Source organism: Streptomyces sp. JLBT605, from assembly GCF_058215555.1.
Map to the genome: position 1 here is coordinate 5,839,312 of NZ_CM177087.1, position 23,312 is coordinate 5,862,623.

Here is a 23,312-nt window from a genome sequence, read left to right on the forward strand (position 1 = left end):
AGCCGTGACTTGGGCGCCCACCGGGGGAGTCCCGCCCATACCTTTGGTCACCCTGTTCATCGGTTCGCACACGGGGGTAGCAGCCATGGACCTCTTCCCATGGGACATCACGCTCACCGTCCTCGGTGTGGTGGTCCCGGTCACCGCCGCCTTCTACGAGTTCGCCCTCGTCGGCCGCAAGCGCCTCGGCTATCGCGTGCAGATGGACACGCCTGCCTTCGACGGGGAGTTCTCGGGTTATTCGGCGGGGCTGCGGAAGCCCTCGCTGGTCCTGATCCGGATCGAGAACAACGGGTCGGTCAACATCGACGAGAGCGACTACGCGGTGGCCGGCGACGACCCGGTCGGCTTGCGGATACGGTTCCCCAAGCGCCGGGTCGTGCACGCGTACACGTCCGGGGTGAGCGATCCCGGGCTGCGGCACTCGACCCGCGGCCTCACCGATCTGAACGGGGCCGAGCGCAGGACCGACGAGCGCGACCGGGAGCTGCTCAAGCTGCCCAAGGTGCCACTCAACCGGACCCAGTACTACAAGGCGCTCGTCCTCCTGGACGAGACGGAGCCTGACGGTGACAACAGCAACCGCACCGAAGAGAAGCCGGACGCCGTCGTCGAGGGTGACATCAAGGGCGGCCGTATACAGCTGACGAAGTACCGGTCGGGCCTACCCCGGGCCGCTGTGGGCATCATCGCCTCCCTGGTCACCATCATCGTCGCGCTCTACTTCGTCTCGGACGATGAGGGCGTGGGCGCGCCGCTCGACTGTGCCACGGGCCGCCTCACCATCGTCGGGTCCACCGCCCTCAAGCCGATGCTGAAGAAGGCGGCGGACACCTACCGGAAGACCTGCCCCGGAGCCGAGATCGACATCAGGAACACCGGGAGCAAGGAGGGCATCCGCGACCTGCACACCGCCGGGCGGAAGGACACGTCCGGGCACCCGGACATGCTCGCCTTCTCCGACGGGAAAAAAGAGGACGGCTACCCCCAGTTGCTACCGCGCCCGGTGGCCTTCGCGCTGTTCACCCTCGTCATCAACGAGGAAGCGGAAGTCCAGGATCTCACCAGGGAGCAGATCGAGCGGATCTACGCGGGAGAGATCCGGAACTGGAAGCAGGTCGGGGGAGCCGACCTGCCCGTACGACTGGTCAGCAGATATTCCAACTCCGGCACCCGCAGAGTCCTGGAAGACCAGGTGCTGCGCGGGGTGCCCGAGCCGAACGTCACCTCCCGCGACTGCACGTCCCGCGTCCCCCGGTCCACCGGCCGCGCGCTGCGCTGCGAACGCGGCTCCACCGGCGAGGTCCTGGACACCGTCTCCCAGACCCCCGGAGCCCTCGGCTACAGCGAGGTCCGGACCGCCTCCCAGTACGGGGGTGATCTGCGCCTGGTGCGCATCGACGGCCGCCGGGCGGACCTCGCCGCGGCGGACCGGGGCCCGTATCCGTACTGGGAGACCGAGTACGGCTACACCTACGGCGAACCGCAGGCCGACTCCCTGGCGGCCAGCTTCCTGCGCTATCTCACCAACGAGGTCGGCCAGGACATCATCCGCTCACACGGCCAGCGCCCCTGCGCGGAGCTGCAGAACCCCCAGCTGTGCCACCCCGCCTGAGCGCGAGGTATGACGTGCCGGAGGCCCTTGTTCTCGCCGGATCCGGTCGAGGCGACGTGTCGGGGTCGGAGGAGGACGTGCGTCCGTGTCGAATCGTCTCGTCGTGGGCGCGGCAGCTCCCGCGGCGCCTCGATCAGCGGTGTTCGTATCCGCCCTCGATGACAAGGGAGAGACCGATGCCCAGCATCCAGACGTCCTTGGCGAGTGGGAGTCCTTGTTCGGTGGGGCGCAGGCTGCCTTCGTGGCGCATGCCCGGTGATCGCAGGTAGAGCCCGAGGGTGCCGACGGAGAACGCTGTCAGCGCGGCCCCGGCGACAGTGGCAGGGACGACCGGCAGGAGCAGCGCGGCGGCGATGGCGAGCTCCCCGGTGGACAGCAGTCGGACGAACCGCTCGGCGTCGAGCCTGCCCAGGAAGGGGTAGGCGGTGGTGGCGAACTGCTGCAGCCCCTCGGCGGTGGCCTGGTCCGCGCGCCGTTTCGCGAGTCCGGAATTGAGGAAGAACGAGCCGACCGAAAGCCTGAGCGGAAGTTGCCGCGCCGCGGAACGCCGTGCTGGACCGGATGTCATGGCGAGCCTCCCAACCGTCTGCCCCCGCACACCACCCTGTCATCCGCCCGAAGCCTGTCAAACGCGGAGTGGTCTGTACGGGTGAAGCTGCCAGCGGCGGGACCCCGCCCTGGAGGCCCGGAGACTGACCGCGGGCTGGCCGCGCTGTCCACCCATGGCGGACATTTCCTGCTCAACGGCATTCCCACTCGATCAGCGCCGGTTGCAGCGGCTAGCGTCTGCCTGTCTCTCGCGAACAGCCCAGGGGGAACCTATGGTTATGCTGGCAAAACGGTGGATATCGACAAGTGTGGCAATGGTTTCTGGAGCACTTGCCATTTCCGGCTGTTCTGGCGCGGAGGGGAACCGCTCATCGGTGTCTCCGACGACGGCAACACCTCCGAGAGTCTCCAGACCCTCGCTGACCGCAGAACAACTGAAGGCCCTCGCCTTCAAGGACGACGAGGTGCCGCAGGCCCACGACGTGCCTGTGCAGGATCCGGTTCCGAAGAGTGAGCAACGGACCTTCCCGCCAGTCTCCGATGCCTCCTGTCAGAGGGTTCTCGACGTGCTCGGCGCGGAGACCGCCTCCGCCGTCGTGCTCCAGACCTTCAACTGGAAGGAGAACATCATGGGGGGCGGTTCCACGCTCGCTTCGTACGAGGGCACGAAGGCGCAGGAGGCATTTCGCCAACTCCAGGATTCACTCAAGACCTGCAAGTCTTTCACCGGGGTCGGACCGGTCGGGAAGTTCAAAGCTGAGATCACGCCGGAGAAGCCCCCGGGCGTGGGAGACGAAGCCCTCAGTTTTCACCTGATCACGCCGATGCCGGACGGAGGTGGAATACGGGACGAGCACCATGTCTTCGTCCGGGCCGGCAACACCACAGCGAGCTTCGAAGAGCTGAACGTGGGCCGGAAGGCGGAGTTCCCCCTCACCCTTGTCAAGAGGCAGGTCGACCGGCTGAGGAGCGCCCAGCACCGGGCACAGCCGTCGGATGTCGTTGGTCGGCACTGAGGTGGGCGGGATGCCCCCTCCCCAGGGGGCATCGACCAGGCACCCCAGCCGCTCGGCGAGCGACGGCGGCCACGTCGACGACCCGTCCGAGGGCGCCCTGTTCACGCTCATCAGCGATCCGGACGACGCGTTAGAGCAGGCCCTTCGTGGTGTCTCCGATCGGGAGAGCTTCCATGACAGCGATATCGAGGGGCTCGGCGAGTGCATCGGTGAGCGCGGCGGCAATAGCGCCGAGGGCCTGACCTTGGCTGTGAGCATCCAGGCTGGCCTGGTCGGCCCACTTCTCCACCACCACGACCCGGTCCACTCCGGCGTGGACGGCATACAGCTGGCAGCCGTTCTCGGCGTGAACGGCCGGGGTGTGCTTCTCGAACGCGTTCAGAACCTCATCGCGTCGGCCGGGCTTGGTCTTGATCGTCGCAACGACGATGGGCATGCAGTTCCTCCTGGGGTTGGGCGGAAACTTTTACCCTATCCGTGCTCGGCCTTGAGGATCGAACGATAGTTCCGACCGCCCATCACGAGGGCGGTGCTGGCGCGTCGACGTGGCGGACCCACCGGGAGGGGCGGGCGCCGAGCACGGCGAAGTCGACTACGCCCTCACCCGCGCGGCTTGGCAGTCCGCCCGGGCAGCACCAGCGCGGGCAGCAGGGCGAGGGCGGTGAAGCCCAGCGCCCACCAGAACGGCGCCCCGAAGGAGGCCGCCAGTCCGCGGGCGGCGGCGCTGCCGGGTGCCACATCGGTGAGGCTCGGCGCGTCCGCGGGCAGGCGGGCCCGCACCCGGTTCTGCAGGATGACCGTGAGCACCGCCGTACCCAGGGATGCGGCCACGCGCTGGAAGACGTTGAACGAGCTGGTGGCGCCGGGCGCTTCGGCCGCCGGCACGCTGCCGAAGGCGACCGTCATGGTGGGGGTCATCGCGGCGCCGAGGCCGAACCCCCGCACCACCAGCGCCGCGCTGAGCAGCAGTTGGTCCGGATCCTCGGTGAGCAGGGCGTACGGCAGGGTGCCGAGCATGGCGAGCAGGACGCCCAGTACGGTCAGCCACCGTACGCCGAGCGCCGCGGTGAGCCGGTTCACCAGCACGCTCGCCGCCAGATAGCCCAGGCTCTGCGGAAGCAGCAGCAGCGCCGAGGAGAGCACGCTCATGCCGCGCACCACCTGGTAGTAGAGCGGCAGCGGGATCAGTACGCCGTACATCGCGCCGCTCAGCGCGATGTTCGCCAGGGTGCCGTGCCGGAAGTCGCGGTTGCCGAAGAGGCGCAGATCGAGCAGGTCCTTCCGGCGGCCGAGCAGGGCGCGCACCGCGAAGGCGGTGAGCAGCGCGGTGCCGGCGAGCAGGCCGCACAGCGTCCGCCCGCCGCCGAACCCGCCGGCCGAGCCGGCCTCGGACAGGCCGTAGACCACGCCGGTCAGGCCGGGGACCAGCAGCCCCAGCCCTACCCCGTCGAGCCTGGCGGCGGCGGATGGCGTGACCGCGTTCCGCACCTTCGCCATGACCAGGGCGATGGTCGCCAGGCAGAGCGGCACATTGATCAAGAAGATCCATCGCCAGCCGAGGTGATCGACCAGGACCCCGCCCAGCGAGGGGCCGACAAGCGGCGCGAAGAGTGCCGGGACGGTGACCACGGACATCAGCCGGCCGAGTCGGCGTGGCCCGGCGGCCTGCGCCAGAAGCGCCTGCCCCACCGGCACGGCCAGCCCGCCCCCGATGCCCTGGATCACCCGGAACACGATCAGGCTCGGCGCCGACCAGGCCAGACCGGCGAGCAGCGAGCCGAGCAGGAACGCCGTCTGCGAGAAGAGGATCGTCTGCTTGGCCCCGAAGCGTGCCGTGGCCCAGCCGCTGAGTGGCAGCGTCGCGGTGATGGCGAGCAGATAACCCGTCACCACCCACTGCATGGCGGCGAGTTCGGATCCGAAGGTCTCGGTGAGTGGCCCGACGGCCACATTGACGATGGTGGCGTCGAGCAGGCTTGCGAAGCCACCTAAGGCCATGATCGCGCCGAGCCACCACAACTCCGGGGTGACGCGGTCGGGGTCGGGGTCGGTCGAGGCTGCTCTGCGGGCACTCCGCACTGCTTTCGCCACCGGTGCTCCTCCTTGGTCCATCGGTCGGTGGCACACCATTGCACGACAGATGTTGGATAAGCAACATGTGTTGAATAAGAGCGGCTGTCGCCGTCTCGGCCAGCGGAAACGGGGCAGTCCTGCCCCCGGCGTCCGGCGGAGTAGGCTGGGTGGATGCCCAAGGCGACGACAGGTGTGGAAGCGGCAGCGGACGCCGGGGCGAAGCGCGTCGACCCCCGGGTGCTCCGGACCCGTGCCCTGCTGCGGGCCGCCACGCTGGAACTCGCCGCCGAGCGTGAGCCGGACGGCATCACCATCGCGCAGGTGGCCGAGCGGGCCAGGATCAATCGGGCGACGGTCTACCAGCACTACCGGGACCGCGACGAGCTCCTGCTGGACGCCATGGACGGCGAGTTGACCAGCCTGGTCGAGCTGGTGGCCCGCTGCCCGATCGCGCGGCCACCCGCCGCCATGCCACCCGCGTTCCTCGACGTCCTCCGCCATGTGGAAGCGGAGATCGTGCTCTACCGGCGGATGCTGGGGCCATGTGGGTCGGCCCGCTTCATCAACCGGCTGCGGCAGCTGGTCGCCGAGCGGGTGGCGGACCAGCTGGCCTCGGGCGGAGGGCCGGGCGCCCGGGACGCGGAGCAGATCGCGCTGTGCGCGCACCGCGCCGCCGGGGCGTTCCTCGGCCTGCTGAGCCATTGGCTGCTCGGCCGAGAGGAACTGTCCGCGGAGGAGGTCGCGGCGGACGCCTGGCGGGCGCTGACCCCCACCTGCTGACCTCCCCTGCGGCGGACACCTCCTGGTCCAGGGGGCGTCCGACGGGCCCTTCGCGGCGTTGTCATGGCGGCTCACCGGACACCCCTAGGGCTGCGTGCCGGGGCGTGCGGCTCACCGGATGCCACCTCCAGGACCGCTTTTCCGGAGATCCGACGTCCGCGAAGCGCCTCGGCCGCCTCGGCGAAGCGGTCCCAGGATCCTCGCCAGCCGATCTCGACGGTGAGGGCCCCCTCGGCGGCCAGCTCGGTGAGAACGGCCAGGTCCGCGCCGACATCGCCCTCGATGATCTCGTACGGCTCAGCCGAACCAGACCACCAAGCGGACGCTCTCGTCCCCGTACACGACCGCCAGTTCGCGCATCGCCGCCCATACCGGCCCCCAGCTGCCGTCCGGCGGGGCGAACATGCGGGGCGTGAGCATCACCGGGCGGTACACGGCGCCGTTCAGACGGACCTCGCCGCCCGGCGGCCATTCCGGCGGCATCAGATCCTCGCCGAAGAGCTCCTCCGCCGCGTCGAGGACCTCGACCGGTGCCCAGACCACCTTGTGAGTGGCCGTGCCGCCACTTCTCCCGGCTCGTGTCGGCGACCGGCTCCGAGACAGGCCCCCAGGGGGGAGGATCCCATGGCCTATCCGGCGAGCCATGAGCGGAGCCAGAGGCGGGTGGCGGCAACGGCCGCAGCCCGCGCGAAGACGCCTGGGGCCGCTCCGGGGTGACGGGGTCCCGGTGCGGCCGCAGGCGCGGTCTGTGGCTGGCCGGTCAGTGGTAGGCGTGGACGACGGCGTGGCCCTTGCCGCGGGCTATGAGCCAGCGGTTGACGGGGACGGTCACGAGGAAGGCGAGCACGAGCGAGGCGGCGAGGGCGCCCCAGAAGAGGATGTCGGCGAGGCCGGCGTCCATGGCTCCGGGGATGGTGACCATGGCGGTGTTGTCGATGATCTCCATGACGAGGATGGAGATGGTGTCGGCGGCCAGCGCGACCTTCAGTGCCTGGCGCGCGGGGAGTCCGGCCTTCAGTACGCCGCGCATGGTGAGTGCGTAGCCGAAGAAGAAGGCGAGGGCGACGGAGAGGGTGACGGTGGCTCCGGCGGCGAGGCCGAGTCCGGTGCCGATGATCATGCCCAGGATCTCGCCGATGGCGCAGCCGGTGAGGCAGTGCAGGGTCGCCTGCGCGGCGGTGCGCCAGGAGGATCCGCCGTGGCCGGTGTGGCCATGGTGCCCGGCGCTGTGATGGCCGTGTCTGCCGTGATGGTGCTGACCGTGGCCTGCGTGCGGGCCGTGCCCCGCGTGGTCGGCGTGGTCATGGTGGCCGGTGTGGACATGGTGGCCGCCGTGACTGCCGCCGTGCTCGCCATGGCTGGTGCCGTGGGTGTCGTGGTGGCCGGTGTGCGCGGCTGCCGGGTGGTGGTGGCTGGTCTGCTCCATGGCGAAAGTCCCCGTCTCTTCGGCTGGTTGGGCTGCTGCCCACGACAAGAAAGTTATACCCCCGGGGGGTATATGGCAAGGCTTGATTCGCACGGGCATCGGGCCGACCGGCCGGCGGCGTCGAGCGCGGTTGCTGTCAGATCGGGCGGCGTCGGGCTGGCGCCGGGGCGAAGGTCGGCACCGCTCCACCGCGCATCAGAGGGGTGTCAAGGTACGCCTGACCGTCTTGAGGCCCCGAACTCGGGCCAGTTGGATGGCGGATGTGAACAGCGGTCTGCGCCATGACGACCGGCCACCGAATCCGGTGCCGCCGGCCTGGCGCGCTGCTCACCTTCCGGTGCGCTGACGCACCGTCCCACCACAGCCGTCCGGCGGCGGCCGTGACCATCGCTGTACGACCGGCTTTCTGAACGCCCCGTACGCACACACACCCACTCTCCTTCGCACGGCGGGCACTTTTGGGGCTGCCCGGCCGTGCCCGTTTCGAGGAATCGACATGCCTTCCGCATCCCTGTCCGGACGTACCGTGCTGATCACCGGCGCCACTGCCGGTATCGGCTGGGAGACCGCGCGCCGACTGGCCGAGCGCGGCGCCACCGTGCTCGTGCACGGCCGCACCTTTGAGGAGGCGCGGGCCGCCACCGACGCGCTGATCGCCACCGCCGGCATCGACACCGCCCGTTTGCGGCCGCTCGCCGCCGACTTCACCCACCTGGAGGAGGTCGAGCGACTGGCCCGGCAGGTCGTGGCGGACCACCCGCACCTGGACGTGCTGGTCAACAACGCCGCCATCGCCGCCCCCGAGCGGCACACCGTCACCGCCGACGGCAACGAGATCGCCTTCCAGGTGAACTTCCTGGCGCACTACCTGCTGACATCCCTGCTGGAACCCGCCCTCACCAGCGACCCGGGCGGCCGGGTCGTCAACGTCTCCTCCTCGCTGCACCGCACCGCCTCCATCCAGTGGAGCGACCCCAACCGGGCCCGCCGCTACTCCCGGCTCGCCGCCTACGCCCAGTCGCAGCTGGCCCTGACGGTGTTCGCGGCCGACCCCCGGGTCACCGCCGTCTCCGTCCACCCCGGCATCTGCGACACCGCTCTGCTCCCGCTCTACGCCCACGAGGGGACCACCCCGGCGGAGGGCGCCGCGCACGTCGTGCGGCTGTGCGACCCCGCGACGGAGATCGTCAACGGCGCCTACTACGACCGTGACCAGCGCGTCGACCCCGCCCCGGCCGCCACCGAGGAGCGCACCGTCAAGCGCCTCGACAAGCTCGCCTCCCTGCTCGTCGGCCACTCCGCCTGAAAGGACACCCGGACGTGTCAAAGCGCGCCCGCAAGAAGAAAGCCCGCCGCAAGAAGAAGGCCAACCACGGCAGCAAGGCCGGCCAGCGCTGACCCAGGCCCGGGGTGGTCCGCACCTGGACCGGAACTGCCCCGGGCCTGCCCGTCCGCTCCCAGCACCGGCTGTGGCCGATCTACCCGATGTCGTTGGGTGATGCGCGAGATCGGCAGTGTCTTGCTACTTGGCGGGGAGTCAGGGGCATCGTCGACCGGGGCTTGCGTCGCTGCCGAGTACGGTCACCGGTCATCGTGGTGCGTCGGGGCGGCGGCTCGCGAGGCGACCGCCGGGCCTTGCGGAGAGTGCCGGTCGGACAACGCCCGGATCGGCACCTAGGGGGTGTCCGAGGCGTCGCGACGCCGCGGAGACCCGTCGGACACTCCCTAACCGAGTGCCGGAGAGTGCTCGGCTGGACGGCGTCCCCAGGCCGAGATCAGCGGCGCGAGTGTCAGGTCGAGTTTGCCCGAGTGGATGGCGGCCAGGTGCGCGTCGATCTCGGCGTCGTCGGCCAGGCCGGCCGCGAGCAGCTCGCCGCGCACGTGCCGGATGGTCGCCGCCTCCAGCCGGTCGCAGGCCAGCCCGCCGACCGGGAAAGAGCCCGCCGCCGCGACATCTACCAAGCCGGCCTCACGCAATGCCCGCGGCAGTGTCCGGCCGTAGCGCAGGTCCGCGCCGCGGCGCACCAGCAGCTCCCGGATCGCGTCGCGCAGCCGGTTGGCCCGCCGCTGCGCAGGGCCGCTGTCGTCCAGGCATGCCAGTGGCTGCAGAGCGGTATCGGCGTCCTCGATCAGCAGCCAGCCGCCGGGCCGTAGCGCTGCCGCCATCGTGGCCAACGCGCGAGCCCGGTCGGGTACATGGACCAGCACGAGCCGGGCGTGCACCAGATCGAACGTCCCCGGCTCCGGGGGCGGATCGGCGGCGACGTCGTGCCGGCGCACCTCGTACCCGTCGCCTGCCTCCAGCCACGACGGGTCGATGTCCGTGGCCAGCACGTGCCCGGTCGGGCCGACGGCCGCCGCGAGCGCCTCCGGGATACCGGGGCCGCCGGCCCCCACTTCCCAGCAGCGCGAGCCGGCCCTGACACCCAGCCGATCGAAGTGCCCGCGCGTCACACCGTCGAACAGCTCGGCCAGCCAAACGAATCGCTCGCCCGCCTCGGCGCGCGCGTTGTCCAGCAGGTAACCGCGGGCGGGAGCGGACTCTCCACCGAGCGCGGTAGTCCCGCCTATCGGATCCGGCCGGCCACTGACGTGCGGCGGGCGGGGCGAGGAGGTCATGACCACATGGTCAACCTTCCCAGGCCACCAGCGCCACGATGACGGGAGAGGGATGTCTCACAGCCCGGCAAGAAAACCAGGGTTGATCGATGGCGAGCGAGGGTGACAGGGCGGCCACACAAATGACCTGGGAAGCTGTTGCGGAGCAGCAGGTGTCTCATAATCGATCAAGTGGCCGGGGGCGTGAATCACGGCTGTGCGACAGCCGGTCAGGGACTGGATGACTGCCACGTCGAGAAGCGGGGGATCGCGTGGAAGCACTGGTTGCGTCTGATGCCGTCGGGGTGCGTGAGGACAGGTTCGACTGGTTTTGCGAGACGGTGTCCAGCGACGTCATGCCCTTGACGCTGAGCACTCGGCGGGCGGCCGACTTCCGGGCGAGTATCACGAACCTCGATCTCGGTGTGGTGGGGCTGTCTGCTGTGGCGTGCTCACCGGTGCTCTCGCGCCGCACCTTGACTCATATCCGGCATGGCGATCCCGAGCACTTGCAGCTGGCGCTCATCACACAGGGCGCTTTCAGGATCTCCCAGCGACGTAACGAATCGGTGGTCGCCGGCGGATTCGTGCTCACCGACACCTCACGACCGAGTGAGGGGGTATGCACAGGCGAGCAGGTCGAGACGGTCATTATGCAGATTCCCCGCCAGGCCCTGGCACTGAGCTCGGATCGTGTGGACCGCCTCCTCGCACAGAGCTTGGCCGCAGAAGTGGGGTCAGGGGCAATCCTCGCCGACTTCCTGAAGTCGCTGCTCACCCACGGCCCGCGCTGTCGTCCGGAGGAACTGCGCGGGATGGGGTCCGTCGCCCTCGACCTGGCCACCGCGTTTCTCGCGCGGCAGCTCGGTGATCCTGGTGAGGCGCCTGCCGAGACCCGCGCGCAGGAGACGCTGCAGCGGGTCTACCGCTTCATCGAGAACAATCTCGGCGACCCAGACCTGACTCCTCAGGCGATCGCCGACCGGCACAACATGTCCCTGCGGTCTCTCTATGCCCTCTTCGGCGATCAGCCCCTGACCATCGCGGCCCGCATCCGCCAAAGCCGGCTGGAGCGCGCCTACACCGACCTCGCATGTGAGGACCTGAAGGCTCATCCCGTTCAAGCGATCGCGGCTCGCTGGGGCTTCTCCAGTGCCACCGGGTTCAGCCGGGCATTTCGCGAAGCCTACGGGATCACCCCTACCGAACATCGTGCGGTGTCCCTGGTCTCTCCACGGCACCCAGAGCACAGAAACCCTGCACGCCACGAACACCATCCGGCGCCGCTCGGGCCTAGATTCACCTCTGGAGACGCCGCCCCAGCGTGAACGGATCCGCGGGGCAACCCTCCAGCCTGGTGCCTGGCACCCCATCGACAGTGGCGGCCGCGAACAGCGATGTCTCCATGCCTCCTCGCGTTCCCGCGCGGAGGCATCCGAGATCCATCTCATGGGGAAAAGAATGAGCTTGCGCAAGAAGGTTGCCACCACCGCCGGGGCAGCCGGTCTGGCCCTCGCCGGAATACTCGGTTCCGCCGGCCAGTCGTTGGCCGCATCGAACGGCCAGCAGATCCACTTCCACGACAGCAGCAGCGTCGTCTACTCCATCCGCATCGAAGGCTACAACCAGAACGGCGACGCGGCATCGGGATGCTTCACCACCCAGGGCAAGGACACCTGGATCGGTGGCTGGTGGTGGAAGGGGGAGGTCACCGTCACCTTCTACAAGAACAGCTCCTGCTCTTTCGCCACGTATTACGGAGAGACGAACGCGTGGGTGCCCACCTCGCAGAGCGGCGACTGGACGACCGTCTACTCCTGACCACGCCACATCCCTTCAGCAAGCCCCCCTTCCAGCATGGAAGGGGGGCCTTTTAACCGGCCCCACCGGCCCGGGTGGTTGCCGGTCCGCTCCATCCGTCAGCGGCGGCGGCCGACCGGGCCGGCAGCGCCCTCGCCGCCCACCTCGAGGTTCCCTTCCACTTCCCGAGCCCGGACACCGCGGACGACGAGGCCCCTTGTGGTGATCCACGCGGGAGACTGGATCGACATCGCCACGCTGAACCTGCTGGAGACCCGCGCGCGGCGGCTGATCGGTGTCCACGGCAACAATGACGGCCCGGACCTGCGGGCGCGCCTGCCGGAGGTGGCCTGCGCGGAACTCGGCGGCCTGCGGTTCGGCGTCGTGCACGAGACAGGTCCGGCACGAGGGCGCGAGCGGCGGTGCGCCGAGCGGTTCCCCGATCTGGATGTGCTCGTCTTCGGCCACAGCCACATCCCCTGGGACTCCGTGGCCGATAACCGGCTGCGGCTGCTCAACCCAGGATCGCCGACGGATCGGCGACGGCAGCCGTACTGCACCTATATGACGGCACGGGTGTCGGCGGGCCGGCTCGTCGAGGTCCGCCTCCACCAACTGCACCGCGGTTCCTGACAACTCGTCGCGCCCGGCGGCTGGAGCGTCGCCGTTCCCGGGGAACGCCCACCTGCCGGGCATGCCGCAGCCGCCATTGCGGGTGAATGCGCTGCGGAGCAGGGAAGCGCACATCTATGCCCTGGCGCAGGGAAGTATTACAGCACTTGCAACTGCAATGGCAATCCCCGCCGCGCTGAACGGGCCTGCGCTACCCGGGAGTAGTGCTGGACCAGTCTTTACGGCAACCGTATTGATAGCCCACGTTCCGTAACCGAGGCGGCCGCTCAGGGCCCGATTTGGGATTGGTTACTGGCGGGTTCGCCGTGTCTGAGCGGTGAGTTGCGATCCATCGAGGTCGACGGGTGTGCCTGACCTGATTCGCGCCAACGGGCTGTTCCGGGCGGTCCGCGGCGCGCCCTCTGCCGGCTCCGTGCGAGAAATGGGCGTGTCGTCACCAGGGGCCGGGACCGCGATGCCGCCGGCGGGGGATCCCCAATCGGGGGCCAGGCACGGCGTATTGATTACCGACCGTGGGCCGTCAATGCGGGCGCCGTAACGTCTAGTCCTGGGCTACTCCCTGGTAGTGCAGGTGCGTTGGATGACGGCAATTGCCATTGCAGTTGCAAGTGCTGTAATACTTCCCCGTGTCAGGGCATAGACGTGCGCTTCCCGACTCCGCATCGGACTCGACTGCGATGGCGCCCGTGGCATGCGCTGGGTACCCCCCACACGAAAGACCTGCGATATGCGGCTTCCCCGACTCCTCGCGCTGAGGAGAGCCTTGGCGGAAGTCGCGGTCGCCACCGGGTACCGCCAAGTACTGATATCGGAGCGGAACTGCATCAGGGAGAGCTGCTGATGAAGCATGCACGGAGGAGACCACGCAGCCGGATGCGGGCCCGGGTCGCCGGTACCACGGGGGCGCTGGCCGTCTTCCTGGGCGTGGGGATCGGAACGGCGGCCGCCGCCGGGAAGAACGCCGCGGCACCCATGGCCAAGGAGGCGCCCCTGGACGAGGCGAACGGTCCTGGCGAGCTGACGCTTCCCGCCCCGTCCGGCCCATACGGCGTCGGGACGGTCGACCTCCACCTGGTCGATCCGCACCGCACGGATCCGTGGCTGCCGGGCAGCCGACCGCGCGAGCTGATGGTCTCGCTGTGGTATCCGGCCACGCACACCGACCGCTACCCCGCGGCACCCTGGATACAGCCCGATGCTGCCGCACACCTCCTGGCCGCCATGCAGGTGCCGCCGAACACGGTGACCCTGCCCACCACCGCCGGGCACACCGGCGCCCCGGTCGCCGCCAAGGCCGGAAAGCTGCCGGTTGTGCTGTACTCGCCCGGACGCGGCTCGAACCGCGCGACTGGCACCGCACTCGCCCAGGACCTGGCCAGCCGCGGCTACCTGGTCGTCACCCTCGACGACACTCACGAGAGCGGAGAAGTGCAGTTCCCCGGCGGTCGGCTGGAAGTGAGCGCCATGCCGGCGGGCACACCGGCGTCCCGCGTGATCGACGTCCGGGTCGCCGACACCCGTTTCGTCCTCGACCGGTTGGCCGCGATCTCTCACGGCCGCAACCCGGACGTGGACCACACACGCCTTCCTCAGGGGCTGTCCCAGGCGATCGACATGAAGCGCATCGGAATGTTCGGCCCTTCCCTCGGCGGAGCGGTGGTGCCGGCGGCCATGCAGAAGGACTCCAGGATCGATGCCGGCGCGAACCTGGACGGCCAATTCTTCGGGCCGGCGAAGAGCCAGGACCTCGACCGCCCCTTCCTGCTGTTCAGTTCTCAAAACCACAACCGCGACACCGACGGGAGCTGGGAGAGGTTCTGGAAGCACCTGCACGCGGAGCGGTACAACATCAAGCTGCGTGGCGGGGAGCACCTCTCCTTCTTGGACTGGGAGACCTTCTTCCCCCAGGCGCCCGGCCCCTTCAGTAAATCCCCCGACCAACTCGTCCAGGCACTTGGCACGATCGCCCCCGACCGCGCCATCGCGATCCAACGCGTCTACCTCGCCGCCTTCTTCGACAAGCACCTGCGGCACCAGGACAGCCACCTACTCGACGGCCCCTCCCGGGACTACCCCGAGATCGAGTTCATAGGTACCCACCGCCAGGCCGTTCAGCGGAGCGCATCCACCGGAGCAGATCACCACTCCGCCCGCCCGCATCGACGGTGAGGCCACCTGCGGCCAATCGAAGGCGCCGAGGACACGCGCGGCAGAAGTCCGCCGCCATCGGATCAGGAACCAGTGTCCGTACGGGCCGAGTTGCCGCACGACTCATCCCCCACAAGCCGAGAGGAGGCTGCCCTGCCCCCCGTCGCCCGCGCGCCCCGTCCGCACCGCATCCGACGCCGCGCCGACATGCCCTTGCTCGGAGGCGTCCGCCCACCGATCGCCGCACTGCTCTGCGCCCTGCTGGCAGTCGCCGCGTTGACCGCACTCGGTCTGGGCACCGTTCAGGAACAGGATGTCCCCCAGGCCGTACGAGACGCGGAACGCCGGATCGCCGAGGATGCCGCCGAATCGGTCGGGACCTCCATCGACGCACGAGCCACGGCAGTGCGCCGTTCCGCGGCTTCGGCCGCGCCCGCCGGCTCCACAACTCCGGGGGCGTTGCTGCGATCCCTGGTGCCGGCCCGGCACCCCGTGCGGGGCGGTGTGCTGCTCGACCCGCGTACGGGCGGGTCCCTGGCGGCCAGTGGTGAAACGGTTCCCCTGACCGGGGTGGATGTGGCGGCACGGGTGCGGAAGGGTACCGCCGACATCGCACCTCGTCTGGTCTCTTCAGGGAATGCCGAACCACGGGTCTTGCTCTTCGCCCGGGTGCCGGCCCCGGCTGCCGGCCGCCGTCAGGCACCGGCTCTGACGAGGAAACCGGCGACTGCCTCAGGCGAACTCCTCCTCGTCGTCTCGGAAGAGGTCGACGCCCCAGCGGTGCACGGGCGCAGACGCACCGGTCTGCTGGTGGACCGGAAGGGAAAGGTGCTTGCCACCACCACCGGCACCGGCGCGGCCCTCGCGCCGAACGCCGAGCACCGTGTGCTGCCCGCCGCCGCGGCGGACGCCGTCAACACCGCCCTGCACACCGGCGACGCGTCGGGCAGCGTGCTCGGCGACCGTCGCGACGGGCTGCGCGGGGTCACGGGTTGGGCATCGGTCGCCGCGGTGGACGGCAAGAGCGACGCCTCCGGCCTGGGGCTGACGATCCTTACGCTCAGGGATGTGCCACCGGCGAAGAAGGCAGCCGACCAGACATGGTTCGCCCTCGTGGCCGCGGGCGCGCTGGTGGTGATCGCCGTGCTGGTCACCTGGGTGCTGTGGGGCACCACGCAGCGTCCGCTGCTGCGGCTGCATCTGTCCGCTGCCCGGCTGGCCAGGGGCTCCGGCGACCTGCCGGGGGCACGGGAGGAGCTGGCGCGGCCGGTGCCGGTCGCCGCGTTCGGCGAGCCCGCCAGGGCCGGCCGGGCGCTGGAGTCGATTCGCCGTCAACTGCTCGGCCAGTCGGGACCGGTGCCTGCGCGGGCGATGCGGCGCAGCCGCAGCTTTGGTGTCCGGGCTGTGGTCCTCGTCTGCGCACTGCTGATCGCGGCATGGTCGGTGCCGCTGCTGTTCCTGCTCAACCGCGTGTCGGCCGACAAGGCCGTACCGGCAGTCGCTGTCGCCGACCAGCAGGCGCGGACGGAGGCCGCCGCCGACCGTGTGCGGTGGGCCCTGGACCGGAACCGCACCGACCTGGCGGCGGTGGCGTCGGCGGTGTCCGGTGCGCCGAGGGAGCGGGCGACGGAGGTTCTGCGGCGCGACCGCGCTGCCCACCCCGCGTACCGGTCGCTGTACGTGCTGGACCGCGCCGGTGCCATCGTGCTGCGAGTGGGCAAGCAGCCGCTGCGGCCCCTCACCCACGCGCCGACCAACGGCGGAATCACCCAGGTCAGCGTGGAGGGCCGGATCCCGGTGATCGCCGCCTACGCCCGGATTCCGGCGGACACGAAGGCCGGAGACGCCAAGAACGCCGAGGACGTCAAGAAAGCCGAGGACGCCAAGAACGCCAAGAACGCTCACGGCGCCGTTGCGGCTGTAGTCGTCGCCGAGATCCGCGTCAAGGCACTGGACCCCCTGGTTACGCGGCAGGGGCTCGGCAGTGTGTGGTTGACCGACGAGCGCCACCGGGTGCTCGCGGCGAGCGTGGACTTCGAAGCCTTTCACTCGCTGCCCAGCCGGGCCCTGACCCTCCTGGCGACCAAGGCCGAGGCAGCTCCTGGCGGCGCGGGCAGTCCGGCATCGGCCGTACTCCGCACGGGGGCCGCGCCCGGCGAGGGCCCGTCGATCGCGGCCGCCGCGCCACTGGCCCGGACGGGGCCGGCCGCCGGTCTCGGCTGGCGGGTGGTCTCCGCCCGGCCTGTCGCAGCCCTGAATCTGTCGGCATATCAGGTTCAGGCCCGCACCATGCTGGCCGGGCTGCTCGCCCTGTCCCTGGGCGCCGCCTGCCTGAGCTGGCTGCACATCGTGGTGGTCAGGCCGCTGCGCGACCTCACCGAGTACGCGGAGCGGCTGGCCGGCGGTGACCGCCGCACGGTGTTGTACCCGTTCCACCACGACGAGTGCGGCTCGGTCACGCGGAGTCTGGAACTGCTCCGACAGGCGCTGGTGGAGCAGGACCGTGGCGGCGGAGCTGCCCCGAACGCCGTCCCCGCCCAGTCGTTCCCAAGCGGCAGCGCGCCGCGGCAGCAAAGGACCCACTGACATGCTCTTCCTCTACGGTGTGCTGCTGCTGAGCTGTGCGGTGCTGCTGATCGCCGGCGTGCTGGAGCAACGGCGCCACTACGCCGCGCTGGCGCAGATCCCCACGCGGGTGCTGGTCAACGGCATTCGCGGCAAGAGCTCGATCACCCGGCTGTGCGCCGGGGCGCTGCGCGGCGGTGGTCTGGTCACCGTGGCCAAGACCACCGGTACCGCTGCCCGGTTCATCCACCCGGACGCCACCGAGGAGCCGGTGTACCGGAAGCTGGGCATCGCGAACGTCGTCGAGCAGATCGGCATCGTCCGGCGTGCGGCGGCGTACCGGCCGGACACCCTGGTGATCGAGTGCATGGCGGTGCTGCCCGCACTTCAGGAGATCAACCAGGAGAAGCTGATCCGCTCCACGATCGGCGTGCTGTGCAACGTCCGCGAGGACCACCTCGCCGAAATGGGGCCGACGCTGGACGATGTGGCACGCTCGCTGTCCCGGTCGATGCCGGTCGGTGGCGTCTGCGTCACCGCCGAGCGGGAGCGGTTGCACATCCTCAAGGAGGAGGCGGACAAACGCGGGTGCCGCCTGATCGCGGTCGATCCGGAGTCGGTCACCGACGAGGAGCTGCGCGGGTTCAGTTGGTTCACCTTCAAGGAGAACGTCGCCATCGCACTGGCCGTGGCCGAGCTGCTCGGTGTCGACCGGGCCACCGCACTGCGCGGCATGTGGGACGCGCCGCCGGACCCCGGCGTGCTCTCCGTCGAGCGCTACCGGACACCGGACGGCAAACGGCTGCGCTTCGCCAACGTCTTCGCCGCCAACGACCCTGAGTCGACGTTGATGAACGTCCGTCAGCTGGAGGAGCTCGGTGCGATCCGCCGCCCGCTGAACGTTGTCATCAACTGTCGCCCGGACCGGGTGGAACGCAACGGGCAGATGGGAGCGATCGTTCCCGACCTGGCCCCGGATGCGGTCTTCCTCATCGGGCATCCGACCAAGAGCGCCCGCGACGGCATCCCGCCGGGCCGGTCGTCGGCTCGGATAGTGGACCTGGGCGGCGACCGGCGCGACGCACACGAACTGACCCACGCCATCCTCGCCGAACTGGCCCCGGATTCCTCGCTGGTGGCCATCGGCAACATCCACGGCCAGGGCGAACTGTTCCTGGAGCACCTCGGCAATCTGCCCTCCGACCACGCCGACGAGCCGCTTCCGTTCGCACACCCGCCCGAGCCGGAGCCGTACGGCTGGGTGGCGCCGCTGAACGGCCCGATACCCGCCCCGTACCTCCCCGGCCCAGCCCCCGCCGCGTACCTCCCCGGCCCAGCCCCCGCCGCGTACATCCCCAGCCCAGTCCCCGCCTCGTACGTCCCCGACCCAGCCCCCGTCCCGTACCTCCCCAGCCCAGTTCCCGCCCGTGCCGACGCCCTGTACCAGCCGACAAGGAACCCGCTGTGATCCCCGTCAATGTCACTCCGCAGACCGTCGCGCTGGGGATCGCCATCGGACTGGTCTTCTCCCTGGTCTGCTACCTGACCACCAACCTCTCTCCCGGCGGCATGATCACCCCCGGCTGGCTGGCGCTGGCCCTCGTCACCGATGCCGTCCGGGCCGCGATGGTGATCGGCATAACGGCGCTCACCTTCGCCACGACGAAGGTCCTTCAACGACATGTGATCCTCTACGGCAAACGGCTGTTCGCCGCCGTGGTGCTGTCCGCGGTACTCCTCCACAACACCGTGCTGCTCGCGCTCCAGCACGAGTTCCCGCGTCTTCACACCGCCCAGACCCTGGGCTTCATCGTGCCCGGCCTGATCGTCTATCAACTGCTCCGCCAACCCTTGGCGGCCACCGTGATCTCCACCACCGCGGTGACCCTCTGCACCTATGTGGTGCTCGTCGCCGGGTTGCTGCTGGAGGCGGTCCCCATCGGCTGACCGGGCCCTACCGCCCGCCTCCGCCGCGCCCATCGTCACGTCGAAGAGGTCATCATGGCCACCACCCCCCTCACCCGGCACCCCGCCGACCGCGGCCACCGCGCCCCCCGTGCCGGACGCGCCATCCGCGCCAAGCGCCGTCAACCGGCGGCCGTCAGCCGGGAGTCGTCCGCCCTTCTGCTGATCCTGGCAACTGCCGCGGTGCTCTACACCTGGGGCATCGAGCATGCCGGCGTGCACCCCTACTACAGCGCGGCCGTACGGTCGATGGCGGCGGACTGGCACGCCTTCGTCTACGGCGGGCTCGACCCGAGCGGCTCGGTCAGTGTGGACAAGATCCCCGGTGCGCTGTGGCCGCAGGCCCTCTCCGTCAAACTCCTCGGACCGCACAACTGGGCGGTGGTACTGCCGCAGGTGCTGGAAGGCGTACTCGCCGTCTGGGCGCTGCACCGGATCGTCCGGGCCTGGGCCGGCCCCCTGGCAGGGCTGCTCGCCGCGCTGGTACTCACCCTCACCCCGGTCACCGTCGCACTCGACCGGCACAACATCCCCGACACCCTGCTCGTCCTGCTGCTGGTCCTCGCGGCGGGATCGCTGCAGAAGGCCGTGACCACCGGGAGGCTGCTGCCGCTGCTCGCCTGTGGGACGTGGGTGGGGCTGGCCTTCCATACCAAGATGCTCCAGGCGTGGCTCGTCCTGCCGGTCTTCGCCACGGTGTACCTCCTGGCAGCGCCTGGCTCGCGGTTGAACCGGGCATGGCGGGCGCTGCTCGCCGGGGTCACCGCCCTCGTCGTGTCCTGCTCCTGGCTGCTACTGGTGTGGGTGACCCCCGCCGCCGACCGTCCCTATATCGACGCGACCACCGACAACAACCCTTTCACCCTGGTCTTCGGTTACAACGGGCTGAGCCGCTTCGGCGACGACCCGCACGCGCTGGGCGCCGTCGCCGCCACCACCGCCAGCCGCACCACCGAAAACACCGGCTGGACGATGCTGGTCAACCAGAGTGTGGGCCCGCAGATCGCCTGGCTCCTGCCTCTCGCCGTACTGGCCTTGGCGCTGGGCGTGTGGTGGCGCGCCGGACAACCGCGCACCGACGGGCCGCGGACCGGGTTCCTGCTCTGGGGTGGTTGGCTGATGGTGCACGTGGTGGTCTTCAGCAGCTCCAACGGCAACCACGGCTACTACACCGCCGTACTGGCCCCGGCCATCGCCGCGCTGACCGGCGGCGGAATCGCTCTCTTCCGGGCCGAGCACCGCGTCGGTGGCCCACGACGAGCGGCGCTGCCCGCCGCCATCGGGCTCACGGCACTGTGGGCCGCCGCGATCGAAGTCCAGCACGGCGAATTCGCGCCCTGGCTGCTGCCGGTGGTACTGATGCTCGGGCTGTGCGGGACCGTCGGCCTGTGGACCCGCGGCCCACGCACAACGCGACGGGCGGTGAACGGCGCCCTGGCGGCGTCCCTGGCGTCCATACTGCTCGCCCCGGCCGTCTGGTCCGCCTCCTGCCTGGTGCCGCGATACTCCGGATCACCGATGTCGCCGCTGGCCGGGCCGGTCGGACCCGGCTACCACCGGATGGATCACCACCGGGCCAAGCCGCCGAGATTCCCCCTGAACGAACCGTCGGCGCGGGACGCCGCACTGCTGCGCTACCTTTCCGCGCACCGTTCCGGCGAGAGGTACCTGGTCGCCACCCAAGCCGCGTACGGCGCCGAGCCGCTGCTGCGCGCAACTCCCCAACCCATGCTGGTCATGGGCGGTTTCACCGGCCTGACCCCCTATCCATCCGCACGAGCCCTCGACGACCTGGTCTCGACCCACCAGCTGCGCTACGCCCTGCTGACCACGCGCCGCCCGTCCACGCCGCCATCGACCTGGGTGAAGAGGCACTGCACCCCCGTCCCCCCAAGCGCCTACGGCCGGGCCTCGGACGGAAGCTTCACCCTCTACGACTGCGCTCGACGGGACAACTGACGTGCTGGACGCGGAGAGTCCCGCGCCTGCCTCACCGGATCAGGCGACTCCCTGGACCCGCCGGCTGGTGACTGACCGTCACCCACTGGCCGCACATGGAATCGGGGGCCGCAGCCGCGTCCCCTGAAGACCTGCCCCGTAGCCCGGACGACCGGGTTGCCGGACAGGCGAGTTCACCCCCCACCCAAAGGAGCATGATGCACAAACGTCGCACGCCCCGCCGCAAGAAGGCGCTGATAGCCGCGGTCACCGCGGCACTCTCCGGCGGCTTGCTGTACGGCTTCGGCGCCCTCGCCCAGGCCGACGCGGTCACCGGCACGGTCATCGGCGGGCAGGGCAACTACAAGACCATCAACCACCGGGCCAAGCCGTCCCTCTCGGCCCAGGTCAACGGTTCCTCGAAGGCCGGCGACAAGATCCGGATGTCCTGCCGGACCACGGGGGACACCGTGGAGAACAACCCGCGTTGGATCTACACCGGCTCGTACTACATCGCCGACGCGTTCATCCACGAGAACACCACCGGCCTGCCGGTCTGCGGCTCGGACCCGAACCCGGAACCCACCAAGCCCAACCCCGGCACGAACTCCAAGACGCTCAAGATCGACATGCAGAAGCAGGTCAGGACCCAGTGGTGCTGGGACGCCTCCGGCGTGACCATCGCCAAGTACTGGGGCCGCGATGTCAGCCAGGAGCGGTTCTGCCAACTCGCCGCGCAGAGCGGCTGGGTGGACTGCAACAACCAGCCCGCGACACTGGAGGACATGGCAGGCGGCCTGGCCAAACTGGGGCTGAGCAGCAGTGGCCGCAGCCTGAACCGCAACGCCACGTTCAGCGAGTCGAACGCCGAGATCGCCGCGGGCCGGCCGTTCGCCGTCCGGTTCGGCTGGCGCAGCGGTGGCGGCCACATGAACGTCATCTACGGCTACGACAGCACCAGCAACATGATCGCGGTCGGTGACCCCTGGCAGACCACCCAGACCTACACCTGGTGGAACTACTCCACCTATGTGAACAACAACTCGTTCCAGTGGACCCACTCCCGCATCGGCATCCAGGGCTGAGGAGAAGACCGACCATGCAGACCATGCGACGCACCAAGCGCGCGGGCGTCCGGGCAGCCGTCCTCGCCGTGACCGCGCTCGCCGCCACCCTGTGCGGGAACGTTTCCGCCCAGGGTGCGGACGGCGACGGCATCGCGGGCTACCGATCCGCCCAGCAGGCCCTCCGCAGCGACCAGCTCCGAGACACCGTCTCCCGCTTCCTGGTCGCGACCCGGCAGCCCGGCAGCGCCGCCAACGCGGACGGCGGCACCCTCGCCACCCCCGGGGACGACCCCGCCACAGCCGGCGCGCCACCCCGGTTCGAGCTCAAGGACCCGGTGCCGATGTTCGAGATCAGCCCCGAGTTCGTGGCCGGCAAGAGCAAGACGACACCGCGGACCGCGCTGCGGCTCGCCTATCTGGCCTCCCGGGTGACCGCCTCCGACGGCCACCAGGCCGCCGTACTGCTCGCGCCCCGGGGGAGGACCGCTACCGCGGGCAGCGGCGCGAAGAGCGTCGGTGCCGAGGGCTGGGAGCTGGCCGGCATCCGAGACGGGGACGTCGAGGTCGGCCTGGCCGAACGCGGCACCGCCAAGGCCCGCACCTTCGCCGAGCCACAGATCCACGCCTGGTACCGCATCACCGCCGAAGGCATGGTGCAACCGCTCAACGAGGCGGCGACCACCGGCCTCGGCGGAAAGCGCGCCGTCACCCTCGCCGCCTACCAGAAGCTGGTCTCCGCCCGTTACGGTGACAAACTGCCGGGCTCGGAATACGACCGCAAGGGCCTGGCCGGCGGGTACCCCGGTCTCGTCGAGGACCAGCCCGCCCAGGCGGCCGCCCCGTCCGGGGGACCGTCGGCCGGGACATCCTGGCAGCCTGTAGCCGCCACCGGGGCCGCGGCTCTGGCAGCGGCCGCCGGCGCGGCGGTCTACGTGCGTCGCCGGCGCACGGTCGCTCCGCGCTGACCTGCACAGATCCAACCGGCGCCTGCCCACCGGGGTCAGTGGGCAGGCGCCGGGCTCCGCTGCGAAGGGCAACTGAGTTCCCGTACTCAGGCCAGCGTTGGCTGAACTAGGTCGCCGCAGCCTGGCCACGCCTGGCGCAAGGCGGCCGAAGCGCGTGTCTCGCCCACCGTTCCC

The 23,312-nt window shown here is 70.1% G+C and carries 21 protein-coding genes; 15 read left to right on the top strand and 6 right to left on the bottom strand.

Annotation, left to right across the window (positions count from 1 at the left end; translation table 11 throughout):
* Positions 1-85: 85 nt before the first annotated feature.
* Entirely contained in the window at positions 86-1,615 is a 1,530-nt protein-coding gene (locus AC4BDD_RS25715) for a PstS family phosphate ABC transporter substrate-binding protein (RefSeq protein ID WP_490687825.1), read from the top strand.
* A 133-nt stretch (positions 1,616-1,748) separates the two neighbouring features.
* Here AC4BDD_RS25715 and AC4BDD_RS25720 read toward each other — a convergent pair whose 3' ends face one another.
* Entirely contained in the window at positions 1,749-2,183 is a 435-nt protein-coding gene (locus tag AC4BDD_RS25720) for a hypothetical protein (RefSeq protein WP_490687826.1), read from the bottom strand.
* A 355-nt stretch (positions 2,184-2,538) separates the two neighbouring features.
* Here AC4BDD_RS25720 and AC4BDD_RS25725 point away from each other — a divergent pair, with 355 nt between their 5' ends.
* Positions 2,539-3,180, top strand: a complete 642-nt coding sequence (locus tag AC4BDD_RS25725; RefSeq protein ID WP_490687827.1) for a hypothetical protein — start codon at positions 2,539-2,541, stop codon at positions 3,178-3,180.
* A gap of 130 nt (positions 3,181-3,310) precedes the next feature.
* Here the strand turns inward: AC4BDD_RS25725 and AC4BDD_RS25730 are convergent, their stop codons facing one another.
* Together AC4BDD_RS25730 and AC4BDD_RS25735 are read right to left on the bottom strand one after the other, a co-directional pair.
* Positions 3,311-3,616 carry a putative quinol monooxygenase gene (locus AC4BDD_RS25730; RefSeq protein ID WP_490687828.1) on the bottom strand — a complete coding sequence of 102 codons (306 nt, stop codon included), beginning with the start codon at positions 3,614-3,616 and terminating at the stop codon, positions 3,311-3,313.
* Between the two features lie 164 nt (positions 3,617-3,780).
* Complete coding sequence (locus AC4BDD_RS25735; RefSeq protein ID WP_490687829.1) at positions 3,781-5,271, bottom strand: DHA2 family efflux MFS transporter permease subunit; 1,491 nt, start codon at positions 5,269-5,271, stop codon at positions 3,781-3,783.
* Positions 5,272-5,424: 153 nt separating this feature from the next.
* Here AC4BDD_RS25735 and AC4BDD_RS25740 point away from each other — a divergent pair, with 153 nt between their 5' ends.
* Complete coding sequence (locus AC4BDD_RS25740) at positions 5,425-6,033, top strand: TetR/AcrR family transcriptional regulator (RefSeq protein ID WP_490687830.1); 609 nt, start codon at positions 5,425-5,427, stop codon at positions 6,031-6,033.
* Positions 6,034-6,330: 297 nt separating this feature from the next.
* Here AC4BDD_RS25740 and AC4BDD_RS25745 read toward each other — a convergent pair whose 3' ends face one another.
* Together AC4BDD_RS25745 and AC4BDD_RS25750 are read right to left on the bottom strand one after the other, a co-directional pair.
* A complete protein-coding gene (locus AC4BDD_RS25745) occupies positions 6,331-6,576 on the bottom strand; it encodes a hypothetical protein (protein WP_490687831.1) in 246 nt (81 codons plus the stop codon).
* A gap of 217 nt (positions 6,577-6,793) precedes the next feature.
* Positions 6,794-7,195 carry a DUF4396 domain-containing protein gene (locus AC4BDD_RS25750; RefSeq protein WP_490691935.1) on the bottom strand — a complete coding sequence of 134 codons (402 nt, stop codon included), beginning with the start codon at positions 7,193-7,195 and terminating at the stop codon, positions 6,794-6,796.
* A gap of 760 nt (positions 7,196-7,955) precedes the next feature.
* Between AC4BDD_RS25750 and AC4BDD_RS25755 the strand changes: the two genes are divergently transcribed.
* Together AC4BDD_RS25755 and AC4BDD_RS25760 are read left to right on the top strand one after the other, a co-directional pair.
* Complete coding sequence (locus tag AC4BDD_RS25755) at positions 7,956-8,765, top strand: SDR family NAD(P)-dependent oxidoreductase (RefSeq protein WP_490687832.1); 810 nt, start codon at positions 7,956-7,958, stop codon at positions 8,763-8,765.
* A gap of 14 nt (positions 8,766-8,779) precedes the next feature.
* Positions 8,780-8,857 (top strand): 50S ribosomal protein bL37, encoded by a 78-nt coding sequence (locus tag AC4BDD_RS25760; RefSeq protein WP_376729081.1) that lies wholly within the window; start codon positions 8,780-8,782, stop codon positions 8,855-8,857.
* Between the two features lie 327 nt (positions 8,858-9,184).
* Here the strand turns inward: AC4BDD_RS25760 and AC4BDD_RS25765 are convergent, their stop codons facing one another.
* Entirely contained in the window at positions 9,185-10,078 is an 894-nt protein-coding gene (locus tag AC4BDD_RS25765) for a methyltransferase domain-containing protein (protein ID WP_490687833.1), read from the bottom strand.
* Positions 10,079-10,329: 251 nt separating this feature from the next.
* Between AC4BDD_RS25765 and AC4BDD_RS25770 the strand changes: the two genes are divergently transcribed.
* From AC4BDD_RS25770 to AC4BDD_RS25815, 10 genes are all read left to right on the top strand, one after another.
* A complete protein-coding gene (locus tag AC4BDD_RS25770; RefSeq protein WP_490687834.1) occupies positions 10,330-11,385 on the top strand; it encodes an AraC-like ligand-binding domain-containing protein in 1,056 nt (351 codons plus the stop codon).
* A gap of 133 nt (positions 11,386-11,518) precedes the next feature.
* Positions 11,519-11,878, top strand: coding sequence for a hypothetical protein (locus AC4BDD_RS25775; RefSeq protein ID WP_490687835.1), 360 nt, complete (start codon positions 11,519-11,521; stop codon positions 11,876-11,878).
* 93 nt (positions 11,879-11,971) lie between these two features.
* Complete coding sequence (locus AC4BDD_RS25780; RefSeq protein ID WP_490691936.1) at positions 11,972-12,490, top strand: metallophosphoesterase family protein; 519 nt, start codon at positions 11,972-11,974, stop codon at positions 12,488-12,490.
* An 840-nt stretch (positions 12,491-13,330) separates the two neighbouring features.
* Entirely contained in the window at positions 13,331-14,659 is a 1,329-nt protein-coding gene (locus AC4BDD_RS25785) for an alpha/beta hydrolase family protein (RefSeq protein WP_490687836.1), read from the top strand.
* A gap of 186 nt (positions 14,660-14,845) precedes the next feature.
* Entirely contained in the window at positions 14,846-17,224 is a 2,379-nt protein-coding gene (locus tag AC4BDD_RS25790) for a HAMP domain-containing protein (RefSeq protein ID WP_490687837.1), read from the top strand.
* A 1-nt stretch (position 17,225) separates the two neighbouring features.
* Positions 17,226-18,671 carry a poly-gamma-glutamate synthase PgsB gene (gene pgsB / locus AC4BDD_RS25795; protein ID WP_490687838.1) on the top strand — a complete coding sequence of 482 codons (1,446 nt, stop codon included), beginning with the start codon at positions 17,226-17,228 and terminating at the stop codon, positions 18,669-18,671.
* On the top strand, positions 18,668-19,150 hold the full coding sequence (locus AC4BDD_RS25800) for a poly-gamma-glutamate biosynthesis protein PgsC/CapC (protein ID WP_490687839.1): 483 nt from the start codon (positions 18,668-18,670) through the stop codon (positions 19,148-19,150). The genes pgsB and AC4BDD_RS25800 overlap by 4 nt, the downstream gene beginning before the upstream one ends.
* 54 nt (positions 19,151-19,204) lie before the next feature.
* Complete coding sequence (locus tag AC4BDD_RS25805) at positions 19,205-21,127, top strand: ArnT family glycosyltransferase (protein ID WP_490687840.1); 1,923 nt, start codon at positions 19,205-19,207, stop codon at positions 21,125-21,127.
* 194 nt (positions 21,128-21,321) lie between these two features.
* A complete protein-coding gene (locus AC4BDD_RS25810) occupies positions 21,322-22,191 on the top strand; it encodes a papain-like cysteine protease family protein (RefSeq protein ID WP_490687841.1) in 870 nt (289 codons plus the stop codon).
* 14 nt (positions 22,192-22,205) lie between these two features.
* On the top strand, positions 22,206-23,138 hold the full coding sequence (locus tag AC4BDD_RS25815; protein WP_490687842.1) for a hypothetical protein: 933 nt from the start codon (positions 22,206-22,208) through the stop codon (positions 23,136-23,138).
* The last annotated feature ends 174 nt before the right edge of the window (positions 23,139-23,312 follow it).

Excerpts from the sequence above, each read along its gene's own strand:
- AC4BDD_RS25715 (WP_490687825.1), top strand. The coding sequence starts at position 86 with ATGGACCTCTTCCCATGGGACATCACGCTCACCGTCCTCGGTGTGGTG.
- AC4BDD_RS25720 (WP_490687826.1), bottom strand. The coding sequence starts at position 2,183 with ATGACATCCGGTCCAGCACGGCGTTCCGCGGCGCGGCAACTTCCGCTC.
- AC4BDD_RS25730 (WP_490687828.1), bottom strand. The coding sequence starts at position 3,616 with ATGCCCATCGTCGTTGCGACGATCAAGACCAAGCCCGGCCGACGCGAT.
- AC4BDD_RS25740 (WP_490687830.1), top strand. The coding sequence starts at position 5,425 with ATGCCCAAGGCGACGACAGGTGTGGAAGCGGCAGCGGACGCCGGGGCG.
- AC4BDD_RS25755 (WP_490687832.1), top strand. The coding sequence starts at position 7,956 with ATGCCTTCCGCATCCCTGTCCGGACGTACCGTGCTGATCACCGGCGCC.
- AC4BDD_RS25765 (WP_490687833.1), bottom strand. The coding sequence starts at position 10,078 with ATGACCTCCTCGCCCCGCCCGCCGCACGTCAGTGGCCGGCCGGATCCG.
- AC4BDD_RS25775 (WP_490687835.1), top strand. The coding sequence starts at position 11,519 with ATGAGCTTGCGCAAGAAGGTTGCCACCACCGCCGGGGCAGCCGGTCTG.
- AC4BDD_RS25785 (WP_490687836.1), top strand. The coding sequence starts at position 13,331 with ATGAAGCATGCACGGAGGAGACCACGCAGCCGGATGCGGGCCCGGGTC.
- AC4BDD_RS25790 (WP_490687837.1), top strand. The coding sequence starts at position 14,846 with ATGCCCTTGCTCGGAGGCGTCCGCCCACCGATCGCCGCACTGCTCTGC.
- pgsB (WP_490687838.1), top strand. The coding sequence starts at position 17,226 with ATGCTCTTCCTCTACGGTGTGCTGCTGCTGAGCTGTGCGGTGCTGCTG.
- AC4BDD_RS25805 (WP_490687840.1), top strand. The coding sequence starts at position 19,205 with ATGGCCACCACCCCCCTCACCCGGCACCCCGCCGACCGCGGCCACCGC.
- AC4BDD_RS25810 (WP_490687841.1), top strand. The coding sequence starts at position 21,322 with ATGATGCACAAACGTCGCACGCCCCGCCGCAAGAAGGCGCTGATAGCC.
- AC4BDD_RS25815 (WP_490687842.1), top strand. The coding sequence starts at position 22,206 with ATGCAGACCATGCGACGCACCAAGCGCGCGGGCGTCCGGGCAGCCGTC.